The organism is Salinimicrobium marinum, assembly GCF_014651535.1.
Classification (GTDB): domain Bacteria; phylum Bacteroidota; class Bacteroidia; order Flavobacteriales; family Flavobacteriaceae; genus Salinimicrobium; species Salinimicrobium marinum.
Window position 1 is genome coordinate 754,153 of the sequence record NZ_BMXB01000001.1, and the last position, 22,692, is coordinate 776,844.

Below are 22,692 nucleotides of genomic sequence, written 5' to 3' on the forward strand. Positions count from 1 at the left end.
CCCGGGGAGGTCTCACGGACGTGCAGACGATATTATTCGGAAGTATAAACATACTAGTTGTAAATGGATACTATTGTACATAGAACGATGGCTCTCAGTATCGTTACAACAAGCTGACGGCACTTAGTGGCAAGAAGCAAAGGAACATCTCAAGGAGCTGTTATCAGTCCCTTATTGGCAAATTTGTTTTTGCATTACTGCATGGACGAATGGCTACGGATCAAATTTCCTTCATGTCAATTCGAACGTTACGCTGATGATTGTGTTATACACTGTGCTAGTGAACAACAAGCAATGCAGCTGAAAGAGGCTCTAAAGTAGCGACTTAAGGCATGTGGTCTCGAGATGCATCCAGAGAAAACCGTGATCGTTTATTGCAAAGATGAAGACCGTCGTGAACAGTATATGCACACGTCATTTGACTTTCTAGGCTTCACGTTTAGAAGAAGGAAATCAAGGAATAGACGGGGAAAATACTTCACGGGATTTTTACCTGCAGTTAGCGACAAAGCTAAGAAAGCTATCAGGAGTAGGATAAGAGGATGGAAACTGCCAAGTAGGAGTGGAAGTAGCCTTTCAAGATTGGCACAGGAAATCAATCCTGTGCTCAAAGGTTGGATAAATTACTTTGGATCTTTCTACAAATCAGAAATGTCGACAGTGTTGGGATATTTAAATATTATTCTGAAAAAGTGGGCAAGGCAGAAATATAAAAAGCTGCGTGGCCGCAAAATTAAGGCGAGTGAGTGGTTGAGGGAAGTTGCAAATGTGCAACCAAACTTACACATTGGCAATTAGGAATAAGACCATAGGTTGGATAATAAGAGCCGTGTAAAGGGAGACTTTTACGCACGGTTCTGAGAGAGCGTAGAGGGGAAGTTCCTCTGCGCTACTCGACTGGGAGGACAGGTAGGGAAATAATCCTTACCTTCCTACCCGATTAACAGATTTTAAATGTGAGACTTGAAATTTGAGAATCATTTTTATATTTAATCTGGCACTGATAGCAATGTTCGTGTTATACCGATTATCCCTGTCCAGATTTTAGTGGAATCCTGATTCTTTCCGCCTAGTCTGCAGTCACCTTTCCTGTGGAGAGAAATTTTTAGAGGATAAATTTAACTTTTCCAAAGTTTCAAACTTTGGAAAAGTTGCGTTCCATCGCTCCATCACCTTTTCCCTAACTCAACAACTTCCAAATCTTCAATTTTACTGCCATCGATCTTGAAGCGTAACATCGTGCGTACCTGATGGAAGCCGTGTTTTCCTGCGGCCCCGGGATTCATGTGAAGGGTGCCGAGCTTTTGGTCGTTCATCACCTTTAAAATATGGGAGTGTCCGCTAATGAAGATCTTTGGAGGGTTCTGCCTGATCTCTTCCCGAATCGCCGGAGAATATTTTCCGGGGTAACCACCAATGTGGGTGATCCAGACATCTACGTCTTCGCACATGAATCTCTGGTGCAACGGAAATTCTTTTCTAATCTCGGCTCCGTCAATATTTCCATAGACCGCTTTTAAAGGTTTTAGCTTTTGGATTTCATCTGTCACAGATGTAATACCAATATCTCCCGCATGCCACACTTCATCGGCTTGTTTAACGTAAGAGAGGATTCTTTCATCAATATGGCTATGGGTGTCGCTGAGCAACAGGATTTTCTTCATCAGTTAATTTTATGTCAATATATAAATCTATAACAGCAATGCCATTTGCAGTTGGCTTTAATGGCTTATCTTTGTTGCTTCAAATGTAAAAATAATCATTAAGCTTGAGATATTTTTTGGAGCTTGCATACCAGGGAAAAGCATATCATGGGTGGCAGCGGCAACCAAATGCTGTCTCTGTTCAGGAAGTAATTGAAAATGCTCTTTTTACCCTCATGCAACGATCTGTAGAAATTTTGGGAGCGGGAAGAACAGATGCGGGAGTACACGCAAAACAGCTTTTTGCACATTTTGATGTGGAGGAAGAATTAAGTGAGGATTTTTTTTTTAAGTTGAACTCGCTCCTTCCGCAGGATATTGCTATAAATGGCTTGCATAAAGTAACACCGGAGGCTCATGCTAGGTTTGATGCTGTAGGCCGGTCTTATGAATATCATATTGTTCAGAAAAAAGATCCTTTTGCGTTTGATGCTGCTCATCTTGTGAAAAGGGAACTGGATGTGGATGCCATGAATAAGGCTGCTGAGATTCTTCTTGAGTATCAGAATTTTAAAAGTTTTTCACGTTCACGAACAGATGTGAGAACGTATAACTGTAAAATAGAGCACGCTTACTGGCAGAGGGAAAATGACCGACTCGTTTTCCATATCAAAGCAGACAGATTCCTTCGGAATATGGTAAGGGCTGTTGTAGGTACATTGCTTGGAGTGGGATTGGGAAAGATGAAAGTGGAGAAAGTACATGAAATAATTTTAAGCGAGAGCAGGAGCGAGGCGGGAGCGTCTGTACCGGCTAAAGGATTATATTTAACTAAAGTAGAATACCCAAATACGATTTTTATTTAATGGCTGCATCTACGGGAAATGCTTTTGATTTCAAATTATTCAGGCGTCTGCTTGAATATACCCAGACCTATAAATGGACGTTTTATTTTGTAGGGATTGCTGCTATTCTTTTATCGTTCTTTGCTGTTTTACGACCTTATTTACTGCAGGTTACTATAGATAATTCTATAGTTCCACAAGATGGAGAGGAATTGGTATTCTATATTGCACTAATGGCCGGAGTACTTATTCTGGAGGTGATTTTTCAGTTTTGTTTTATTTATTTTGCCAATCTGCTGGGACAGGATGTGGTAAGGGACCTTAGGGTTGATCTTTTCGAACACATGCTTCAGTTCAAGATGAAGTATTTTGATAAGTCGGCAGTTGGTAGGCTGGTGACCAGGGCAGTTAGTGATATTGAAACCATCTCGAGTATTTTCAGCCAGGGGCTGTTTATGATCATTAGTGATTTGCTGAAAATGATCACGGTCCTTGCTTTTATGTTTTATCAAAGCTGGCGGTTAACACTTCTGGTGTTACTGGTGCTTCCGTTCATATTATATGCCACCCGAATTTTTCAGAAGAAAATGAAAGCGGCTTTTGAGGTGGTAAGAACAGAAGTTGCAAACCTTAACACCTTTGTCCAGGAGCGAATCACCGGAATGAAGATCGTACAGCTTTTCACACGGGAAGAAACCGAATATCAGAAATTTAAGGATATCAATGATAAACACCGCAAAGGCTGGATCAAGACGGTATGGTATAACTCCATTTTCTTTCCTATTGCTGAAATGTCTACTTCAATCACCATCGGACTTATCGTGTGGTATGGAGGATTGCGTGTGATGGGAGGTAGCGAGGCTATAACCCTGGGGGTAATTGTGGCTTTTATAGAGCTGAGTCAGATGTTGTTCCGGCCGTTAAGGCAAATTGCCGATAAATTCAATACGCTGCAAATGGGAATGGTAGCTGCAAACAGGGTGTTTGGAATTCTGGATACCAGCGCAAGCATTCCCGATGAAGGAACTATAGAAATTGATCATCTAAACGGGGAAATTACTTTTGAAGATGTGAAGTTTGGCTATGTTGAAGGAGAAGAGGTGCTTAAAGGGATCTCTTTTAAAGCCAATGTTGGAGAAACAGTTGCCATTGTTGGAGCTACCGGTGCTGGGAAATCTACGGTGATCAATCTTTTAAACCGCTCTTATGAAATCCAGAGCGGAAGGATTCTGGTAGACGGAATTGATGTGAAGGATATCACGCTAAAATCGTTGCGATCTCAAATCGCCATTGTACTGCAGGATGTATTTTTATTCGCAGACACCATTAAAAATAATATTACTTTAAACCATCCTGAAATTTCAAAAGAAGAGGTGGTAAGAGCTGCAAAGGAAATTGGAGTGCATACATTTATTGATACTCTTCCGGGAGGTTATGATTATAATGTAAAGGAACGGGGAGTAATGCTTTCTTCAGGGCAGCGGCAGTTGATCGCGTTTTTAAGGGCTTACGTAAGTAATCCAAGTATTCTGGTACTTGATGAAGCCACATCATCGGTAGATTCCTATAGCGAACAGCTCATTCAGGATGCAACGGATAAGATCACCAAAGGGCGAACTTCTATTGTCATCGCTCACAGGCTGGCGACTATAAAAAAAGCAGATAAGATCCTGGTCATGGATGCAGGGAAAATTGTGGAAACAGGTACGCATCAGGAATTACTTAAGAAGGAAAACGGATACTATAAAAATTTGTACGAAGTACAATTCATGGAGGAAGAAGCAATCTAAGGTTACACCAAATCTGCCTTTAGTTTATTGATCAACTCATCCCTCCCGTCATACATCACGAATTCCCCATCTTTTATATAAGAAATTTGTCCGGTTTCTTCGCTGACTACCAGCGCAAGTGCGTCGGTTTTTTCGGTAATTCCAACGGCAGCGCGGTGTCGTAATCCGAAACGTAAGGGAATCGTGCGGTCATTAGAAACGGGAAGAACAACCCGGGTAGCAGTAATAAAATTGTCTTCAATTATGATGGCACCATCATGCAGGATACTGTTTTTATAAAAAACCGATTCTAGAATAGGCTGGTTGACAAGAATTTTCATCTTGTCTCCTGTATTTTTTACAAAGTCGAGGCTGGTATTTCTTTGAACCACAATTAAAGCTCCGGTATTGGTGCGGCCCATGTTTTCACAGGCGCTAACGATAGATTCGATATCATTTGGCGTTTCCAGGTCGTCTTTAATAAGCTTCAGCGTCTGAAGAAATTTTCTTCTTCGAGCAAAATTTGTGGAGCCTATCATTAGCAGGAATTTTCTTATTTCCTGCTGAAACACCACGATCAACGCAAACATTCCCACTCCAATAAATTCTCCAAGCACACTGCTTAACATTTCCATTTGCAGGAATTGCGTAAGCTTTCCTACCAGGTAAATAATGGTGATCCCGATAAAGATATTGACCGCAACAGTCCCTTTTACCAGCTTGTATAAATAATAAAGTAAGGCTGCGATAAGGAGAATGTCAACAATGTCGAGGATACGGAGGTCTAAGAAATCCAAAGTAGTCGCTTTTTGGTAAATGTAAAAAATATAAGTTTAGTTCCTAACAAGGCTCGTTAATTTCACACATTCCACAGCTTCTTTTACATCGTGCACCCGAAGGATATGTGCTCCTTTAAGCAGGGAAATGGTATTGAGTACAGTAGTGCCATTCAAAGCTTCATCTGGAGTGGTATGAAAGGTTTTGTAAATAAGCGATTTTCTGGAAATCCCGGAGAGCAGAGGGAGGTTTAGGCTTTTAAAAAGTTCGAGTTTGGACAACAATTCGAAATTCTGAGCAATATTCTTTGAAAATCCGAAGCCGGGGTCAATAATGAGGTCATTAATTCCCAGGTCTCGGGCTTCAGAAATTTTTTCTGAAAAGTAGAACAGCAGGTCTTTTATGAGGTCATCGTACTGGTTAAGGTCTTTCATGTTCTTAGGATTTCCGCGCATGTGCATCAGGATGTACGGCACCTGTAGTTCGGCTACTGTTTTCAGCATTTCTGAATCCAGACTTCCTCCGGAAATATCATTGATAAGGGCAGCCCCATTTTCCACTGCCTGTCGTGCGACTTCACTTCTGAAGGTGTCTATTGAAAGAAATACCTCCGGAAATTCCTTCAGCAGCAATTGCACCACCGGAATCAATCGCATTAATTCTTCCTCTTCCGAAATATCTACTGCGCCGGGCCTGCTGCTATACGCCCCTACATCTATAAAATCGGCACCTTCCTTCAACATTTTCTCTGCATGTTGCAGGTAGTCTTTTTCCGAAGAATTACGTCCGCCGTCATAAAAGGAGTCGGGCGTAAGATTTACAATTCCCATTACTTTAGGGGTCGAAAAATCAATTAAAGTGCCTTTGCAGTTGATAGTCATTTAAAAAAGGGGATTTTTACGATGGAAAAATTAACTTTGACAATTCGAATTATTTCAGCGAAATTTACGCAAATTACCCGTTTCTATGAAGGATACTTCTAAACAATATGATGCGGTGGTAGATGAATGCCGCAGCTTGTTTATTAATAAAATGAAGGATTATGGCTGTGCCTGGAGGATCTTGAGGCTCCCATCCCTCACCGATCAAATTTTTATCAAGGCACAGCGAATTAGAGGACTTCAGGAGAATGAGGTGAGAAAAGTAGATGAGGGAGAAGCACCAGAATTTATTGGGATCATCAATTATTCTGTGATGGCGCTCATTCAGCTGGAAAAAGGGGTTGCAGATCAACCCGATCTTTCTACTGAAGAAGTGACTGCACTATACGATTCGGTAATTCAGGAGACCAAACAATTGATGGAGAACAAGAACCACGATTATGGGGAAGCCTGGAGGGATATGCGGGTAAGTTCACTGACCGATCTTATACTTCAGAAATTATTGCGCATCAAAACAATAGAAAATAATAAAGGGAAAACGCTGGTAAGTGAAGGTATTGACGCAAATTATCAGGACATGATTAATTATGCTGTTTTTGCGCTCATCCATTTAGAAGAGGCTAAAGCAAAATAAAGAACCCGTTAAAAAAGAAAAATGAAGTTAGTTGTAGGTATATCCAGGATCATCGTCGGAATTCTTTTCATTTTTTCGGGATTTGTAAAACTGAACGATCCAATTGGCTTTGCCTTCAAACTGGAGGAATATTTTAGTCCCAGTGTGTTAAACCTGGAGTTTTTGGCACCTTTTGCACTGGTCATCGCCATTTTACTGGTGATTTTTGAACTGGTGCTGGGAATCATGCTGCTCATTGGTTACCTGCCAAAGTTTACGACCTGGGCACTACTACTAATGATCGTTTTCTTTACGTTTCTTACTTTTTATTCTGCTTATTTTAATAAAGTCACAGATTGCGGCTGTTTCGGTGATGCCATTCCGCTTACGCCCTGGCAGTCCTTTTATAAAGATGTGATCTTATTTGTTTTCATATTGATCCTTTTTTTTAACAGGAAATTGATCACTCCAATGTTGGCAAAGCCTTCGCACCGATGGATTGTTTTCCTGTCTTTCATGCTTTGTTTTACATTTGCTTACTATGTGTTGATGCACCTGCCGTTGATCGATTTCAGGGCGTATAAAGTCGGTAATAATATTGCTGAAAAGATGACTATTCCCGAAGGAGCTCCCGAGGCAGTGTATGATTATAACTGGAAATTTAAGGTAAACGGAGAAGAAAAAGTGGTGACCACTCTGGGTTCCTACCCGCAGGTGGAAGGTGAATTTATAGGGGTTGACACAGAACTTGTTCAGAAAGGATATGAACCACCCATCCATGATTTTTCTATAGAGAAAGGCGGAGAAAATTTTACTTCGGAAATGCTTCAGGAAGAGAAGTTGCTCATGATCGTAATGTACAGCCTGGGCAGGAGTGAAGCCCCCGGACTGGAAAAAATGAGTGCAGTAGCCGAAGCAGCAAAAGCTGAAGGATACAGGGTGATTGGACTTTCCGCTTCCGGAGAAGAGCTGAAGGAAGCGGTGAAGGAGGAGTATGATTTAGACTTTGAAATCTACTTTAGTGATGAAACAGCTTTAAAAACCATCATTAGGAGTAACCCCGGAATCGTGAAACTACATCGGGGAACCATAGTTCAAAAACATCATTGGAACGATGCCGAAAAGCTCGAGTTGTAAACCGAAAATTTTTCTAATTTTCAGGATTTCTCAACCGGTTTCCCTTTCAGAAAAGGGTATTTTTCCTTACTTATCAATATATTTGTAGAGATCCCTCAAGAAGGGATGAAAATAATTATCAACCAAAAACTGTACAGGCAGATTTTTCAGAAGAAAATTTGCTTAAAAGTTTAAAATCCACCCACATGAGAAAGAATATAGTTGCAGGAAACTGGAAAATGAACAATGACCTTTCAGAAACCGAAGAATTGCTTGCACAACTAAAACAACATTTGGAACAGGAGCCGCAGGCAGAAGTTATTGTTGCACCTTCTTTTACCAATTTATATCATGTTTTTCAATCTTTGGCCGGCACTCCTGTTAAGGTTGCGGCTCAAAATATGCATGAAAGTGAAAATGGTGCCTTTACGGGGGAAGTTTCGGCTAAAATGCTTACAAGTGTAGGGGTGAAATATGTAATTTTAGGTCACAGTGAACGTCGGGCTATTTTTAAGGAAACCGATGAGCTGCTTGCTAAAAAAGTGACTTCAGCATTAAAAAATGACCTGCAGGTAATATTTTGTGTAGGGGAAGAACTGGACCAGCGTAAAAGTGACAATCATTTTAATGTGGTAGAAGAGCAGTTGTCTAAAGGGCTTTTTAATATCTCCAAAGAAGACTGGAAAAATGTAGTTATCGCTTACGAACCAGTCTGGGCCATTGGAACAGGAGAAACAGCTTCTCCAGAGCAGGCTCAGGAAATGCATGCTTTCATTAGAAAAACAGTTTCAGAAAAATTCGGAAGCGAAATAGCCGAAGAAGTATCTATCCTTTATGGAGGAAGTGTTAAACCTGCAAATGCAAAAGAGATCTTTGCCAAGGAAGATGTTGACGGCGGACTTATTGGCGGAGCCAGTCTAAAAGCTGAAGATTTCCTTGCAATTGTTCACTCATTCTAAAAGAAATTAATGGATTATCTGGAATTTATTTTTACTATTGAACCCGTGCAACCTGCTTCTGAAATTTTAATTGCAGAACTTGGGTTGGCGGGTTTTGAAAGCTTTATTGAGAATGAAGATGGGATCACCGCATATATTCCTGTAGAGGAGTTTGATGAAGAAGCTTTCGCCGGTATTCATATCCTGCAGTCGGATGAGTTTGAGATCTCCTATAGCTCAAAGGAGATTAAGCAGGTAAACTGGAATGAAGAGTGGGAAAAGAATTTTCATCCTATTCTGGTAGATGATATTTGCAGTGTGAGAGCTCCTTTTCATCCCGAAGTAGATGTTAAATACAACATTATTATTGAGCCAAAAATGTCATTTGGAACTGGACATCATGCTACCACGCATATGATGATCCAATTTCTGCTGAAGTACGACTTTGAAGGTAAAAGAGTGCTGGATATGGGCTGCGGAACCGGAGTCCTGGCGATCCTGGCCGAGAAAAGAGGGGCGACCTCTTTAGATGCCATCGATATTGATAATTGGTGTTACCTGAATACCCTGGAAAATGTGGAACGCAATAATTGCAATAACATTTCTGTTTATGAAGGAACGGCAGAATTATTGGTGGATAAAAAATATGACATTATCATAGCAAATATAAACCGAAACATTCTTTTGGAAGATATTGGAACGTACAGCAAATGCCTGGAATCTGGAGGGGAACTTTATCTCAGCGGATTTTATGAAGCAGATATTCCGGTAATCAGGGAAGAATGTGAAAAACAAGGTTTAAAGTATAGCGTGTTTCTGGAAAGGGAAGACTGGGTAGCAGTGCGCTTCCTGAAAAAATAATTTTTTAAGGGATTTTTGTTATATTTAGAATGCTATTGAAAAAGGAAGGAATATGAGCACGAAGGAAAAAGTTTTAGAGGAAGTACAGGTAGAGACAAAAGAGAGTAATCTGCACGAGATCATTCTGTACAATGATGATTACAATACTTTTGATCATGTGATTAATACGTTAATCGCGGTATGTGAACACACGCCCGAGCAGGCAGAGCAGTGTTCTTTGCTGGTGCACTACAAAGGAAAATGTGCGGTAAAAACCGGAACATATAAAGATTTGGAGCCACGCTGCAGTAAGTTATTGAGTGCCGATTTAAGTGCAGAAATCATTTGAGAATAGTGTGCCTAAAGCAGGTAGGAAAAGTTAATTTCCGCTTTACAACGAAGATAAAGGATGAAAGTCTGTAGTAAAAACTGCGGACTTTCTTGTTTTGTAAGACAATGATCAGAAAAAGATCCAGTGTAATTAAGTGGGGATAAAATAGTACCGAAGTAATTCATTTAAGCAATCAGGCAGTGAGTGAGATTTAGAAAATCCGCTTTATCCTAAAGCATTTTCTGAGGGGCTGTAAAGTTTTGAAAATTCGATTTTTCCGGTGGAACGGTTAAAGAAAGCAGAAGCCATTCCCTTTGATCCTTCTTCTATTTTTTTTCTGAAGTATTCACTTTCGGTAATTACAAGTTCCATTGATCTACCCAGGTTCCATTTGGTAATCTCATCTGCTATTTCATTGAGATCGCGCCTGGCGACCTCTTCCGTAGAGATCTTCAGTGCTTTTACAGCATCGGCTATCAGCGGACTTATGTAGGTAGCTTGTCCTTTTCCGAAGTTTTTCAAAGCTTCGATATAAATTTTATTATCTGAATTACCCATGAACAGAATAAATCTTGCTCCCTGCTCTTTACAGGCAATTTCAAGACTTGTTAATACATCCTTACCGGCAAGATTTCCGGCGGTACGAATTGGAATGATATCACCTATTCCCGTGTTCATCAAAACATTCAGGGGCTCCCTCATATCAATGCAATTTACCACGGCTGCTAACGGGGGAGCATTGATAAAATCCATCAGTTCTTTGTTCCGAAGCCTTCTGGATATTAGTTTTCCGGCGGTGTAACGCTCGTTTCCTTCCTTGAAATAATCAAGAATTTCTGCGGGTGTAGACTGTTTTTTGGATTGTTGAATATCTTCTTTTACAAAATTGAGTTCCTTTCCTACCTCATAGTTTTCTTTAACTCCAATGATGCTGAGGTTGATGTTATGTTCCTTAGCATAAGTTTCTTTAAAATCATCAAAAATGTCCAGTACATCCTGGTCTATGAAACTTGAAAAAGTAGCATCTATAATGACATTCGAACCTTCAGGTACATTCCAAAGTGTATTTTTTATACTGGCTTTATTAAAAAAAGAAACTTCATTAGCCAGTTCCAACCGAATGGTTTCACCTTTGAAAATTCGGGTATTTTCGATGAAAAAGGCGTTGTGGTAGTTGCTTTTCAATATGAAGAAAATACTTATTAGGGTGCCAATGAATATTCCGATAAGGAGATCTGTAGCAATAATTGCCACGATGGTGACGATAAAAGGAATAAATTGGTTCCATCCTTTTTTATACATTGTTTTAATCACATCCCAGGAAGCAAGATTATATCCTATCACGAGTAGAATGGCTGCCAGGCTGGAAAGTGGAATAAGGTTCAAAATGCTGCTTAAGAAGAGGACACTCGCTAAAAGAAGAAAGCCATGTAGAATAGCAGATAATTTAGTTTCTGCACCTGTTTTGATGTTTACTGAACTTCTCACAATAACTGTGGTAATAGGAATGCCTCCTATTAATCCCGCAAGGGTATTACCAATTCCCTGAGCTACCAGTTCCCTGTTTGGCGGACTTTTTCTTTTATGAGGATCCAGTTCATCTGCTGCTTCCAGTGCCAGCAAACTGGCGATAGAAGCAATAAGGGTAATAGTAATGGCAACTCCCCATACCTGCGGATTGGTTATAGATGAAAAATCCGGATAAGTAAACAATGTTGAAAAATGATCAATAGCAGGAATATTTACCAGTTGTGCTGTATTCAGGTGCAAAAAAGGAACGACATGTTCGAAAAATAAGTTTAGGAAAACCCCCAAAAGGACCACTATCAGGGCCGGTGGTAATAGCTGAAAATTTTTAAGAGGAGTTTTATCCCAAAAAATAAGTATCGCTAAAGAAATTACTGAAATAACAACCGAACCAGCAGTAACCGAATTAAGGAAGGCAGTGAAAAAAGAGGTAAACTGTTCTCCTCCGGGAAGAGAGGGGTCGTAATAATTTTCTACTCCCGGAGCAATCCCCAGCGCATAAGGCACCTGAGCGATAATAAGAATGATACCAATTGCGGCAAGGAGGCCTTTGATAATATTCGAAGGCATATAATCTGCAATAAATCCGGCTTTGAAAATACCGAGGAGAAACTGAAAAATCCCGCCCAAAACCACAGCCATGAGGAAAACTTCGAAATTGCCCAAAGAACCAATAGCAGCCAAAACCACTGCAGTTAAACTTGCTGCAGGACCACTGACACTTACAGCAGAACCGCTGATACTTCCAATCACGATTCCTCCTATGATTCCTGAAATAAGCCCTGAAAGCAAAGGGGCTCCGCTTGCTAAGGCGATTCCCAGGCATAAAGGCAAAGCGACGAGAAAAACAACTATACTCGCCGGTATATCTTTATCCAGTCTTGAAAAAAGAGGTTTTTGTAGCTGATCGAGATCTGCTTTATTTGGTAATTTGTTAAATTTTGGAATTTTGCTCAATATTATCTGGAATAAAATTAGGTTTTTACATGGAATACTTGATAAGTAGTAAAAATAGGAAAATAATAAACCTGTACAACTTATGATGCACAGTTTGGTCTCTGACAATTTAGATTTTTTATTGAATAAGTGGTTTTTATTATTCCCCGGACATAGACATTTAAAATCTCGTTTTTTTACCTGAAATTGTTTTTTCTTTTTTAGAATAAAACATATATTTGCACCCGCAAAAAGGCCTCGTGGCGCAACTGAATAGCGCATCTGATTACGGCTCAGAAGGTTACAGGTTTGAATCCTGTCGAGGTCACAAAATAGATCCGCAATACACTGATAACAAGTGGTTGCGGATTTTTTTATGCTTTTGTATCTCCCATGTCTTTCTATTTATTAAATTTTATTATCCTAAATAATCAGACTACCAATTCAGATTTATTTCTCTAAAACCCAATTGTTTTTGATATGTTTTTCAAAATAATAGAGGAAAGTCTATCTTACCGGCAGGTAAATTCGAATCGAACAATAAATAAGGATAAAATTAACATATTTTGAAAATGTTTTATTATGCCATTGAGCAGTCATTTATTGTCGATATCGAAGGAGTATAAATTAAAAAGAAGAAGCTTATATGAAAAACGAAAAAAATAGATGGCTTATAGCATTATCTGCAATTTGTATTCACCTTTCCATTGGTGCCGCATATGCCTATAGTGTATATACCAACCCTTTGGTGGATGCATTAGGTTGGTCTGTTTCATCTGTTACTATAGCCTTCACAGTAATGATGACTCTTGGAGGCGCTTCGGCTGCTGTTTTCGGAAGATTTGTCGAAAGAAGCGGACCGAAAAAATCAGCTATGTTAGCTGCAGTCCTGTTTGGGTTAGGTCAGGCGGGATCGGGGTTTGCAGTCGCCATTGATTCCCTCACCTTATTTATACTTTCTTACGGACTCTTAAGCGGAATAGGATTGGGAATTGGATACATTGCCCCTGTTTCTACGCTCGTTAAATGGTTTCCAGATCGTCGCGGATTAGCGACGGGAATGGCGGTTCTTGGCTTTGGTACAGGGGCACTTATTACCGCTCCGGTTGCTGCAAGCCTTATGGAATCTATTGGTATTACTACCACTTTTTACATTCTGGGGACCAGTTATTTTGTGCTTATGATTCTTGGAGCATTATATATTGCACCTCCTCCAAAAGGATGGCTACCCAAAAGTATGAAAGAAACTGAATCTAATAATTTCGAAAAGAAAATAAAAGATCTGTCTTCCGTAAATGCGGGGAAAGCTGTGCGTACAAAGCATTTCTGGATGTTGTGGTCGATTATGTTGATCAATACCAGCGCCGGAATTATGATGATATCGGTTGCTTCACCAATGGCACAAACCATCGGCGGACTTACAGCTGCAGGTGCGGCCATCATGGTTGGCCTTATGGGCATCTTTAACGGTGCGGGTAGAATTGGTTGGGCAGCGGCGTCAGATTATCTTTCCCGTCCGGTTGTGTTCATCATTTTCTTTGTGATACAGCTAATTGCTTTTCTCACATTGCCCAACATTTCGAGTGCAATTATCTTTCAGGTACTGATTTTTCTGGTAGTAAGTTGTTATGGCGGCGGATTTTCAAACCTTCCGGCGTTTATTGCAGATCTTTTCGGAACAAAAGAACTGGGGGCTATTCATGGGTATCTTCTCACTACATGGTCCCTGGGAGGATTGATTGGACCCACAGTGGTTTCCCTGATTTATGATGCTACCGGAAGCTACATTCCGGTGTTTTACGTGTTTACAGGCTTAATCGCCATAGCTTTGGTCATTGCGATTTTCCTCAAAAAAGACATACATCGAGTGCGGAATCTTCAAAAGCAAATGGTGGTGGAAACCACTGGAACGAGTACTTCGGAATAAATTAGAGGTTAATTGTTTCGGAGATATATTCTGATGTTTCAGGTGTTGGCAGATCATTTTTCCTTTAAAGTCGATAGCATTTCCTGAAGATCTTCTTCAAAATGTGTGGGACGTACCACATCATTCCAGTTCACTTCCCTTGCCAGTTCAATACTGGATCCAGTGATGACTTCCAGAAGATCTTCATTATTCCGAATGTAGGTTTCCAGCTTGCCGGTGATTTCTTCAATTTCAGAAATTGCCCGTGCTCTTTCTTCGTTGCTATTTGTCTCTTTTCCTTTTTTGGTGGTTTCCTGGAAATTCTGTAGAAGATTTTTCAGCCATGAAACATGTATTTCTTTTTCTTTATTTTTCATTTAATTGGTTTAACGATAATAACGTTATCATAATACAGTTTTTAGAACAATAGCTTTCTTAAGAGGAAAATAAAATTTTGCAAATACTTTTGGAAACCGGAAAGAAGAGTTAATTTTTTCATTTTCTGTGACATATACCCATGTTTTTTCGGAAGTATAGGTTGTTTTAGTTGGATTTACTGGAATTGAGCCTCTTAAACTGTAACTTTACCAGCAAAAAACTGTCTAATAGTAAACTATTTGAAACATGAAGAAACTATTATATGCAATGGCACTTTCTTTTGCCATTTATGGGTGTAAAACAACTCAAACAAATTTTGAAGACCAACCTGTCATCGCTTCTCTTGATCTGGTAAATGTTCAGGATGATAAGGTGCAGGTCACCGTCGATCCCGAGAGGTTCACTACAGAACAAACTATTTTTTATATTCCGAAAACCGTTCCCGGAACGTATTCGGTTTCAGATTATGGAAAATATGCTGAAGATATTAAAGCTTACGATTATGATGGGAATGAACTGGAAGTTGTAAAGCTGAGTGATAATAGTTGGAGCATTTCAAATGCCGGAAACCTGGATAAAGTAACTTATTGGGTAAATGACACTTTTGACGTGCAGGGAGAAGGCGGAATTTATTCCATGGCCGGAACTAATATCCTGGAAGGTGAAAACTTTTTACTGAACCTTCACGGCTTTGTAGGCTACTTTGAAAACATGACCGAAGAAGAGTACAGGCTGGAGATAAAAAGACCTTCAGATCTTATTGCGGGAAGTGCCCTTAATGTAGCTACTACCCATACTGCGGAAGATGGCAGTTTTAAAACAGATATCTACAACCTGGACAGATATTTTGAGGTAACCGATAATCCTATCATGTATGCTGAGCCGGATACCGTGAGCTTTGATGTGCAGGGAATGGAAGTTTTATTGAATGTTTATTCCCCCAATAATAAATTTTCTGCACAGGAATTAAAACCTGCTGTTGAGAGAATGGTCCGTGCACAAAAGGACTTTCTTGGAGAGATAGACCAAACCAGCAAATATGCAATCCTGCTGTATTTATCCGCTACTCCGGGACAAGACGATGCCGGAAATTTTGGCGCTTTAGAACACCATACTTCAACAGTTGTGGTGATGCCTGAAACTATGGAACAATCAGATTTGGAACAAAGTCTTACAGATATCATTTCTCACGAGTTTTTCCACATTATTACTCCGCTAAGTATTCATTCTGAAGAAGTTCATTTCTTTGATTTTAATGATCCTAAAATGTCTCAGCATCTTTGGTTGTATGAAGGTGTAACCGAATACTTTGCAAATCTTTTTCAGGTAAATCAGGATTTGATCGATAATCAGGAATTTTATGAGCGTATGCACGATAAGATCAAAGTATCCCAAAGATTCGATGATACCGTGCCTTTTACGGTAATGAGTGCCAATATCCTTGAAGATGAATACAAAGACAGTTATTACAATGTGTACCAAAAAGGTGCTTTAATTGGAATGGCTTTAGACATCAGGCTAAGGGAATTAAGCAATGGAAACATGGGACTTCTGGATCTTATGAAGAAATTGACCGAAAAATATGGTAAGGACAGGCCATTCCAGGATGACCAGTTAATTTCAGATATTGTTGAACTAACGTATCCCGAAATCCAAGAATTTTTCGATAAATATGTTACCGGTGAAACTCCAATCCCATATAACGAATTTTTTCAGAAGACAGGATTGGAAATGAGAAAAGGAGAGGTTTCTGTAGGGTACTTTATCAAAGATCAGGCAACTCCTTATATCACCCTTAATGAGCAGGGAAGTATCCTGATAAGAGATGATGCTGAATTAAACTCTTTCCATACCCAACTTGGTCTTGAAACCGGAGATGTGATTAAAAGCATCAATGGTCAGAAATATAATGCTCAAAATGTCTATGATCTCATTACTGCTTCCCAGAACTGGAAAGAAGGTGAAGAAATTACTGCGACAGTAATGAGAGAAGGTGAAGAAATTACTTTAGAATCTGAAGTTGTTGAACCCACTGCTACAGGAATGAAACTCAGTGAAGTTCCCAATGCCGATAGTGAACAAATAGAACTAAGATATAGCTGGTTGAAATCTTAGGCTAAACAGGTTACAACCTCAAAGGGGCTGTTTTAAAAGCATTTAAAAAACGTCATTCCGAATTTTATAGAACCTGATACTCCCGAAGCTTCGGGACAGGTAGACGAAAAAAGTGCATTTTTAACAGCCTCTTTTTTATTTCAGAATTTTTTCTAAGTATTATTATTAAGTATAAATACTTAGTTTTTTTTTATATCTTGCATCTCAACTGCTGGAAAATCCATAACTACGGAGAATTTTTGAAACTATCGTTGAGATGAAAGCACGAAAAAAGATACATCCGAAACTCACCTTAGTAGGAGCAGGGCCTGGGGGTCCCGATTTGCTAACCATAAAAGCTGTGAAAGCACTTGAAGCAGCAGATGTTGTTCTTTATGATGCTCTTGTAAATCCGGTAATTTTGAATCACGCTCCCAATGCTTACAAACTTTTCGTAGGTAAGCGTAAAGGCTGTCATTCTTGTGCTCAGGATCAAATCAATGAGCTTATTGTGAAGTATGCCCGGGAATACGGCCATGTGGTGCGGTTAAAGGGAGGAGATCCTTTTGTCTTCGGAAGAGGGAAGGAAGAAAAAGATTATGCTGAAGCCAGGGGAATTGTTACCGAATTCATTCCCGGAATAACTTCGGCAACTGCAGTTCCTGCCATGGCGGGAATTCCGGTGACGGAGCGTAAAGTTTCAGAAAGTTTTTGGGTGATCACCGGGACGACTTCTAATCATAAAATTTCCAAAGATGTGGCCCTGGCAGCGCAATCTTCAGCTACTGTGGTTATATTAATGGGAATGGCAAAACTTTCAGAAATAGTGGACATCTATAAAAAAGCCGGAAAACCCGAACTTCCTGTAGCCATTATTCAGAATGGTACACTGGAAGACCAACATGTAGAAACAGGCAGTGTAGAAACCATTGAAGAAATCGTTTATGAGAGTAAGATCTCTTCGCCAGCCATCATTGTTCTTGGCGAGGTGGTGAAGGGGTATTCGGAACGTCTTCCGAAAATTAATTTTTTGAATCCTGAAGATGAATTCATTTACCAGAACCTGGGAGTAAAAGAATCTACTGTTTAAAATCTTTTTTTAATTCACCTGCTTGATATGAATCTTTTTTTCAAAATATGATTTAGGATTTTCACACAGTGAACATTCATAATCCTCCGGCAACTCTTCAAAACTAACTCCGGGATCGATTCCCTGCTGAATATCCCCAAAAGCCGGATCATAGATCGTGAGGCATTCAGAACATTGGTGTACTTCTATTTCCAATACTTTTTTTTCGGGCGCAACAGGATCCGGTTCCTCCTGTTTGTTGCCTAATTGATCAAAATACATCTTACTAAGTTCCATTAACAATCCCGGCAATTCAACCCTATCTACCTCCTGTACATGCACGATATATTCCCGTGTATTGGGATCGAAATTCTTTGCGTACACAAGGTTATAGGTGTCTCTTATTTGCAGGTTTTCCAGCTCTTTTGGTGCTTCGTTCTTCTCGATAACAATAGCTGTGAAATATCCCGTTTTCCGGGTGTGATCGCTTATTCCGAAAGTGAGGCCGTAGGTACTGATGTCATTCTGGTCAAAATTGGTTACCAGATATTTCTTCAGTTCAAGGGCATCTTCATTATTAACTGGTAAATGCCAGTTCAATTCTAGCATGGAATGCCTCACGTTAATCCCTCTTTTTCCGAGGAACTTTTCCCATTCCATTTTATATTCCACAGGGATACCTTTTATTATAATTGATTTCCATGGAGTGATGGAAATCTTCCCAATCCTGCAGTCCGCACACAGGTTGCACATGGCCTTTAGGAAATCAGTGTCATATTTGTTGTTTCGCCAGTAAAGTCCCAGCCAGTATTTATCCATCCCAATCCTGTTCATGCCCTCATAATATGGGAAGGGGTGAAAAGGTATTTCAAGAGCTTTGTTAATTGTCCGGCTGTTGGTATCAATGGCATCATTGAGGAGATCGAAGAGCATTTCTACTGATTCCGGCTCTTCCTGCAGGATTTCTTCAATTTCAAAAGCCACCTTTGCTATATCCCAGCTATAGATGAGGGCAGGATAGATCTGGGCTGTTTTCCAGTCGTGAAGCCGCACGTACAGATACCAGTAATCTTCATCTTCTGAAGCAATAAAATTCAGGTGACCAGTAAAGAGCGGAACAAGCCGTTGCCTGGGATCTGTAATATTTACTTTTAAATTTGGCTGCTTCCGGAACTGTTCCAGCACATACAAGTACCTGTCTCCGGTGAGCCACGGAGTTGCCGGCAAAATATCTGCTGAAACATAGGAGCAAACAATATTATCTGACCCGGTTTCTTCGGAAGGAATCAGCCGAAACTTTTCCGATCTTTGAAAGGTTTCATTTTGAACACCATTCACAAGCAGGATGTCTTGCCGTGATCCCAAGGAAATGCTGGAAGAGCCGGATTCTTCAGCCAATTCGGCTATTAGTTTTAGTTCTGCAGGAGATAAAACTCCTCCTTTAATTATGATCCTTGAAAAATCTTTTTTCATCTTATTTTTTTTTGAGGCTACACCAATTCTTTTTGCCTGGTAGATTTCAGAATCTCCCGCACTTCGGTTTTACAACTTCCGCAGCCAAGTCCTGCTCCCGTTTCTTTACATAAACTGTTAAAATTTTCACATCCGCTGTTGATCGCTTTTTTCAGGTTTCCTACGCCTACCTGACTGCAGGAACACACCAGTGTTCCTGAAACAGGTTCTTTTTGTGAAGAACTTCGAAGGAGGGTATTCCGCTTATCAGAAAGTTCGATCTTGCTCTCGATCATGGTTTTGAACTCGGGAAATTCACTTTTGTCGCCCATCAATATGGCTCCTATCAAAAGATCATCCTTTACGATGCATTTTTTGTAGTAGCGTTTGCTTACATCGGTAAAGATTATTTCTTCGTAGCTGTCATCGTTTGCAGGAACATTGATGTCTCCAATACTGCACAGGTCAAGATCCCGGAATTTAAGAATGTTCATCAAAACAGATCCTTTATACACGCTGCTCACGTCGCCGGCAAGGAAATTCGCCAGAATTCCCGCCTGTTCCTCGGCAGCAGAAGTAATTCCGAATAGCTGGTTCCGGAATTCAGCAATCTCTCCGATAGCAAAAATTTGAGGGTCTGAAGTCTGCAGGTGCTGGTTCACTTTAATTCCCCTTCCGCAGGCAAGCCCGGCTTCTTTTGCAAATTCAATATTGGGTTGTGTTCCGATTGCATAGGCAATGGCGTGGGCAGTGATTATTTTTCCACTTTTTAAGGTAATGGAGAGTTCACCGGGATTTTCTTCATCGTCAAAAACAGTACTCACTTCGTTGTCAAAATAAATATGAATTCCCCGCTCCTGTACATCTTTAGCCAGTAATTTACTTGAAATATCATCCAGCTGCCTTTCCATGAGCCGTGATGCACGTTGTACTATAGTGACTTTGATGTTGTTCTGTTGAAGGGCGGCGGCAAGTTCCAGTCCTAGGAGTCCACCGCCAATAATAACCACGTGTTGATCTTCTGCAGGGAGTTTGGTGGCGTCAAGATAGCTTTTAAACTCATCCGCATCGGTTTTGCTCCGCATGGTAAAACGGCCGGGCAAATCCAGCTGCGCATCTTTGGGTACAAACGCCCTGCTTCCGGTTGCCAGCACCAGTTTATCATAGGAGTGCGTATTTCCGAAATGATCTGTGAGGGTCTTATTTTTACGGTCAATTTTTGTAACAGAAGTGGAGACATGCAGGTTTATATGAAGTTTTTCCAGTTCCCATTCTTTCACATTCTGAAGTTGTTCCCAGGTAAGCTCTTCCGTTACATATTCGGGCAGGAGCACCCTGTTATAAAACGTATTGACTTCTTCGGAAAAAACATGAATATCATCCTCGGTTTCATGTTCCCGGTAATTCTGTATAAACCTGAATGCCGCTGCTCCGGCACCTACTACGATGATCTTCTCCTTTGGTTTTTTATGCTTAGCTATGGAAACCGTCGTGTATTTAAAATCCGGTTCTTTTGATTGTGGATCTACAAGGGTGTAAGTAAGGTTGTTTGCCCTGTTCAAATCACTTTGCAGTTGTTTTCCCCAATGCATGGGCATAAATACCACACGTTCTCGTATATCCTTGGTTAATTTTGCTCTTAGTCTTACGTTACCATTGGCACTTTCCACATCCACCACATCTCCTTCTTTAATGAAATTGATGTAGGCGTCTATAGGATTTATTTCCAGGACAGGATTTGAATAGTGGGTTTTTAAACGGGCAACTTTGCCGGTTTTGGTCATGGTATGCCATTGATCCCTTATCCTTCCTGTGGTGAGGATAAGCGGAAATTTTTTATCGGGGGGCGTTGAGGTGTTTTCGATGCCTGCAGGAATATTAAAGATCGCTTTTTTGGAAGGCGTATAAAAAATATGATCTTCAAAAAGCCGTGGTGTTCCCTGGTGACGGTATTCGGGAACCGGCCACTGAAATGATCCTTCATTTTTGAGCCTGTCGTAGTTGAGGTAAGAGATATCGATATTGGTTCCTTTGGTCATCCTGCAATACTCCTGATAAATTTCTTCGGTACTGCCGTAGTTAAATCCGCGGAAGCCCATTCTTCTTGCAAAATCACAAAGGATCTCCACATCGGCTCTTGCTTCGCCGGGAGGGGTAAGGCCTTTAGAGAGGTAAGAAATCCGTCTTTCTGAATTGGTCATGGTGCCTTCCTTTTCTAGCCAGCCGGCCGCCGGAAGAACAAGGTCTGCATATTCCAGCGTATCCGATTTATGGGATATTTCCTGAACGACTACAAATTTTGCTTTTTTCAGTGCCTTCTCAATTTTCCGGGCGTTTGGCATACTCACTAACGGATTCGTACAAACGATCCAGATTGCTTTCAGCTTGCCTTCTTCTACCGCATCAAACATTTCGGTTGCCGTATATCCGGGTTTTCCTGAAATTTCTTTTACACCCCAAAAATCGGCTACTTCCTGTCGGTGCTTTTCATCGTTGAGATCTTTATGTACCGCCAGTAAATTTGCCATTCCGCCGACTTCCCTGCCACCCATCGCATTGGGTTGTCCGGTAAGGGAAAAGGGGCCTGAACCGGGTTTTCCCACCTGGCCGGTGATCAGAGAAAGGTTCAGAAGTGCAAAATTCTTGTCGGTACCAACAGAGCTTTGGTTTAAGCCCATGGCCCACATACTAATGAATCCTTCTGAACATCCTACAATTTCCGCAGCTTCTTTAATTTCTTCGACAGGAATTCCGCATAATTTAGAAGCTTGTTTCAAGGACGTTAATTGCACCTGATCTTTATATTTCTGAAAATCCTGTGTATTATTTTTGATGAAATTTTTATCAATGAGACCACGTTCCAAAAGCCGTCTTCCTATTGCATTATAGAGAATGATATCTGTTCCCGGAATGATTTGAAGGTGCAGGTCTGCAAAAGCAGCAGAATCGGTTTTCCGGGGATCTACAACAATAACTTTAACCTCCGGATTCTGTTGTTTCCGTTTTTCTAGTCTCTGGAAAAGTATGGGATGGCACCATGCGGGATTGGCCCCGGCGATCAGGAAACAGTCGGCAAGGTCGATGTCTTCATAAGAGATCGGGACGCTGTCCTCGCCAAAAGTCTTTTTATAAGCAACCACTGCAGAACTCATACAAAGCCGGGAATTGGTATCTATATTATTGGTACCGAGAAAACCTTTGGTAAGCTTATTGGCAATATAATATTCTTCGGTAAGACATTGTCCGGAAACATAAAAACCCACACTGTCCGGACCATGTTTTGCAATAATAGATTTGAATACACGAGCTGCCCTGTCTAAACCTTCATCCCAGCTTACTCTTTCGCGGGGATGGGATTTGCTCCAACGCATCTCCGGATACAGGATCCTGTCTGATGTGTCGTTGGCTACATAGTTTAGATTCATGCCTTTAGAACATAACATTCCTGCATTGACGGGATGGTTTTCATCTCCCTTTAGGGAGATCTTGTTGTCGGCATCTTTCTTCACAATCATGCCGCATCCTACGCCACAATATGAACAGGTGGTTTTGATCTCATTTTTAAGCATTTGTGCTT

The 22,692-nt window shown here is 40.6% G+C and carries 19 protein-coding genes and 1 tRNA gene; 13 read left to right on the forward strand and 7 right to left on the reverse strand.

The genetic code is table 11. The features are described from left to right. Window positions 1-126 precede the first annotated feature (126 nt). Together IE056_RS18740 and IE056_RS03245 are read left to right on the forward strand one after the other, a co-directional pair. Window positions 127-321: a reverse transcriptase domain-containing protein gene (locus IE056_RS18740; RefSeq protein WP_189603232.1), complete on the forward strand. Its 195-nt coding sequence runs from the start codon at window positions 127-129 to the stop codon at window positions 319-321. Between the two features lie 24 nt (window positions 322-345). Further along, window positions 346-798 carry a group II intron maturase-specific domain-containing protein gene (locus IE056_RS03245; protein ID WP_189603233.1) on the forward strand — a complete coding sequence of 151 codons (453 nt, stop codon included), beginning with the start codon at window positions 346-348 and terminating at the stop codon, window positions 796-798. 371 nt (window positions 799-1,169) lie between these two features. On the opposite strand, the gene IE056_RS03250 is transcribed toward IE056_RS03245, so the two are convergent. Beyond that, window positions 1,170-1,664, reverse strand: coding sequence for a metallophosphoesterase family protein (locus tag IE056_RS03250; RefSeq protein WP_189603234.1), 495 nt, complete (start codon window positions 1,662-1,664; stop codon window positions 1,170-1,172). Window positions 1,665-1,768: 104 nt separating this feature from the next. On the opposite strand from IE056_RS03250, the gene truA reads away from it, so the two are divergent. Both truA and IE056_RS03260 read left to right on the forward strand, forming a co-directional pair. Then, a complete protein-coding gene (gene truA / locus IE056_RS03255) occupies window positions 1,769-2,509 on the forward strand; it encodes a tRNA pseudouridine(38-40) synthase TruA (RefSeq protein WP_189603235.1) in 741 nt (246 codons plus the stop codon). Beyond that, window positions 2,509-4,278 carry an ABC transporter ATP-binding protein gene (locus IE056_RS03260; protein ID WP_189603236.1) on the forward strand — a complete coding sequence of 590 codons (1,770 nt, stop codon included), beginning with the start codon at window positions 2,509-2,511 and terminating at the stop codon, window positions 4,276-4,278. The genes truA and IE056_RS03260 overlap by 1 nt, the downstream gene beginning before the upstream one ends. A 2-nt stretch (window positions 4,279-4,280) precedes the next feature. Here the strand turns inward: IE056_RS03260 and cdaA are convergent, their stop codons facing one another. Next, the gene (gene cdaA, locus IE056_RS03265) at window positions 4,281-5,054 is read right to left on the reverse strand and encodes a diadenylate cyclase CdaA (protein WP_189603237.1); all 774 of its coding nucleotides are present in this window, start codon (window positions 5,052-5,054) and stop codon (window positions 4,281-4,283) included. 36 nt (window positions 5,055-5,090) lie between these two features. Then, a complete protein-coding gene (gene folP / locus IE056_RS03270; protein ID WP_189603238.1) occupies window positions 5,091-5,915 on the reverse strand; it encodes a dihydropteroate synthase in 825 nt (274 codons plus the stop codon). An 85-nt stretch (window positions 5,916-6,000) separates the two neighbouring features. Between folP and IE056_RS03275 the strand changes: the two genes are divergently transcribed. The 5 genes from IE056_RS03275 (at window position 6,001) to IE056_RS03295 (ending at window position 9,771) form a co-directional block, all read left to right on the forward strand. Next, the gene (locus tag IE056_RS03275) at window positions 6,001-6,549 is read left to right on the forward strand and encodes a DUF1599 domain-containing protein (protein WP_189603239.1); all 549 of its coding nucleotides are present in this window, start codon (window positions 6,001-6,003) and stop codon (window positions 6,547-6,549) included. A 21-nt stretch (window positions 6,550-6,570) separates the two neighbouring features. After that, window positions 6,571-7,665 carry a BT_3928 family protein gene (locus IE056_RS03280; protein WP_189603240.1) on the forward strand — a complete coding sequence of 365 codons (1,095 nt, stop codon included), beginning with the start codon at window positions 6,571-6,573 and terminating at the stop codon, window positions 7,663-7,665. 185 nt (window positions 7,666-7,850) lie between these two features. Then, window positions 7,851-8,603 carry a triose-phosphate isomerase gene (tpiA, locus tag IE056_RS03285; RefSeq protein WP_189603241.1) on the forward strand — a complete coding sequence of 251 codons (753 nt, stop codon included), beginning with the start codon at window positions 7,851-7,853 and terminating at the stop codon, window positions 8,601-8,603. Between the two features lie 9 nt (window positions 8,604-8,612). Next, a complete protein-coding gene (gene prmA, locus IE056_RS03290; RefSeq protein WP_189603242.1) occupies window positions 8,613-9,443 on the forward strand; it encodes a 50S ribosomal protein L11 methyltransferase in 831 nt (276 codons plus the stop codon). Window positions 9,444-9,495: 52 nt separating this feature from the next. Then, window positions 9,496-9,771, forward strand: coding sequence for an ATP-dependent Clp protease adaptor ClpS (locus IE056_RS03295; protein WP_189603243.1), 276 nt, complete (start codon window positions 9,496-9,498; stop codon window positions 9,769-9,771). Between the two features lie 207 nt (window positions 9,772-9,978). Here IE056_RS03295 and IE056_RS03300 read toward each other — a convergent pair whose 3' ends face one another. After that, window positions 9,979-12,237, reverse strand: a complete 2,259-nt coding sequence (locus IE056_RS03300) for a bifunctional SulP family inorganic anion transporter/carbonic anhydrase (RefSeq protein WP_189603244.1) — start codon at window positions 12,235-12,237, stop codon at window positions 9,979-9,981. Between the two features lie 233 nt (window positions 12,238-12,470). Here IE056_RS03300 and IE056_RS03305 point away from each other — a divergent pair. Both IE056_RS03305 and IE056_RS03310 read left to right on the forward strand, forming a co-directional pair. Next, window positions 12,471-12,544 (forward strand) — tRNA-Arg (locus tag IE056_RS03305). Window positions 12,545-12,862: 318 nt separating this feature from the next. Then, the gene (locus IE056_RS03310) at window positions 12,863-14,143 is read left to right on the forward strand and encodes an L-lactate MFS transporter (RefSeq protein ID WP_189603245.1); all 1,281 of its coding nucleotides are present in this window, start codon (window positions 12,863-12,865) and stop codon (window positions 14,141-14,143) included. Window positions 14,144-14,196: 53 nt separating this feature from the next. Here the strand turns inward: IE056_RS03310 and IE056_RS03315 are convergent, their stop codons facing one another. Next, the gene (locus IE056_RS03315) at window positions 14,197-14,499 is read right to left on the reverse strand and encodes a hypothetical protein (RefSeq protein WP_189603246.1); all 303 of its coding nucleotides are present in this window, start codon (window positions 14,497-14,499) and stop codon (window positions 14,197-14,199) included. 247 nt (window positions 14,500-14,746) lie between these two features. Here IE056_RS03315 and IE056_RS03320 point away from each other — a divergent pair, with 247 nt between their 5' ends. Next, window positions 14,747-16,615 carry a M61 family metallopeptidase gene (locus IE056_RS03320; RefSeq protein WP_189603247.1) on the forward strand — a complete coding sequence of 623 codons (1,869 nt, stop codon included), beginning with the start codon at window positions 14,747-14,749 and terminating at the stop codon, window positions 16,613-16,615. 256 nt (window positions 16,616-16,871) lie between these two features. After that, entirely contained in the window at window positions 16,872-17,684 is an 813-nt protein-coding gene (gene cobA, locus IE056_RS03325) for a uroporphyrinogen-III C-methyltransferase (RefSeq protein ID WP_189603248.1), read from the forward strand. 9 nt (window positions 17,685-17,693) lie between these two features. On the opposite strand, the gene IE056_RS03330 is transcribed toward cobA, so the two are convergent. Both IE056_RS03330 and IE056_RS03335 read right to left on the reverse strand, forming a co-directional pair. Beyond that, window positions 17,694-19,136, reverse strand: coding sequence for a rubredoxin (locus tag IE056_RS03330; protein WP_189603249.1), 1,443 nt, complete (start codon window positions 19,134-19,136; stop codon window positions 17,694-17,696). Window positions 19,137-19,153: 17 nt separating this feature from the next. Further along, window positions 19,154-22,684: a nitrate reductase gene (locus tag IE056_RS03335; RefSeq protein ID WP_189603250.1), complete on the reverse strand. Its 3,531-nt coding sequence runs from the start codon at window positions 22,682-22,684 to the stop codon at window positions 19,154-19,156. Between the last annotated feature and the right edge of the window lie 8 nt (window positions 22,685-22,692).

Coding starts and splice junctions, on each gene's coding strand:
- IE056_RS03245 (WP_189603233.1), top strand. CDS start 346: ATGCATCCAGAGAAAACCGTGATCGTTTATTGCAAAGATGAAGACCGT.
- IE056_RS03250 (WP_189603234.1), bottom strand. CDS start 1,664: ATGAAGAAAATCCTGTTGCTCAGCGACACCCATAGCCATATTGATGAA.
- IE056_RS03260 (WP_189603236.1), top strand. CDS start 2,509: ATGGCTGCATCTACGGGAAATGCTTTTGATTTCAAATTATTCAGGCGT.
- folP (WP_189603238.1), bottom strand. CDS start 5,915: ATGACTATCAACTGCAAAGGCACTTTAATTGATTTTTCGACCCCTAAA.
- IE056_RS03275 (WP_189603239.1), top strand. CDS start 6,001: ATGAAGGATACTTCTAAACAATATGATGCGGTGGTAGATGAATGCCGC.
- IE056_RS03280 (WP_189603240.1), top strand. CDS start 6,571: ATGAAGTTAGTTGTAGGTATATCCAGGATCATCGTCGGAATTCTTTTC.
- tpiA (WP_189603241.1), top strand. CDS start 7,851: ATGAGAAAGAATATAGTTGCAGGAAACTGGAAAATGAACAATGACCTT.
- prmA (WP_189603242.1), top strand. CDS start 8,613: ATGGATTATCTGGAATTTATTTTTACTATTGAACCCGTGCAACCTGCT.
- IE056_RS03295 (WP_189603243.1), top strand. CDS start 9,496: ATGAGCACGAAGGAAAAAGTTTTAGAGGAAGTACAGGTAGAGACAAAA.
- IE056_RS03310 (WP_189603245.1), top strand. CDS start 12,863: ATGAAAAACGAAAAAAATAGATGGCTTATAGCATTATCTGCAATTTGT.
- IE056_RS03315 (WP_189603246.1), bottom strand. CDS start 14,499: ATGAAAAATAAAGAAAAAGAAATACATGTTTCATGGCTGAAAAATCTT.
- IE056_RS03320 (WP_189603247.1), top strand. CDS start 14,747: ATGAAGAAACTATTATATGCAATGGCACTTTCTTTTGCCATTTATGGG.
- cobA (WP_189603248.1), top strand. CDS start 16,872: ATGAAAGCACGAAAAAAGATACATCCGAAACTCACCTTAGTAGGAGCA.
- IE056_RS03330 (WP_189603249.1), bottom strand. CDS start 19,136: ATGAAAAAAGATTTTTCAAGGATCATAATTAAAGGAGGAGTTTTATCT.
- IE056_RS03335 (WP_189603250.1), bottom strand. CDS start 22,684: ATGCTTAAAAATGAGATCAAAACCACCTGTTCATATTGTGGCGTAGGA.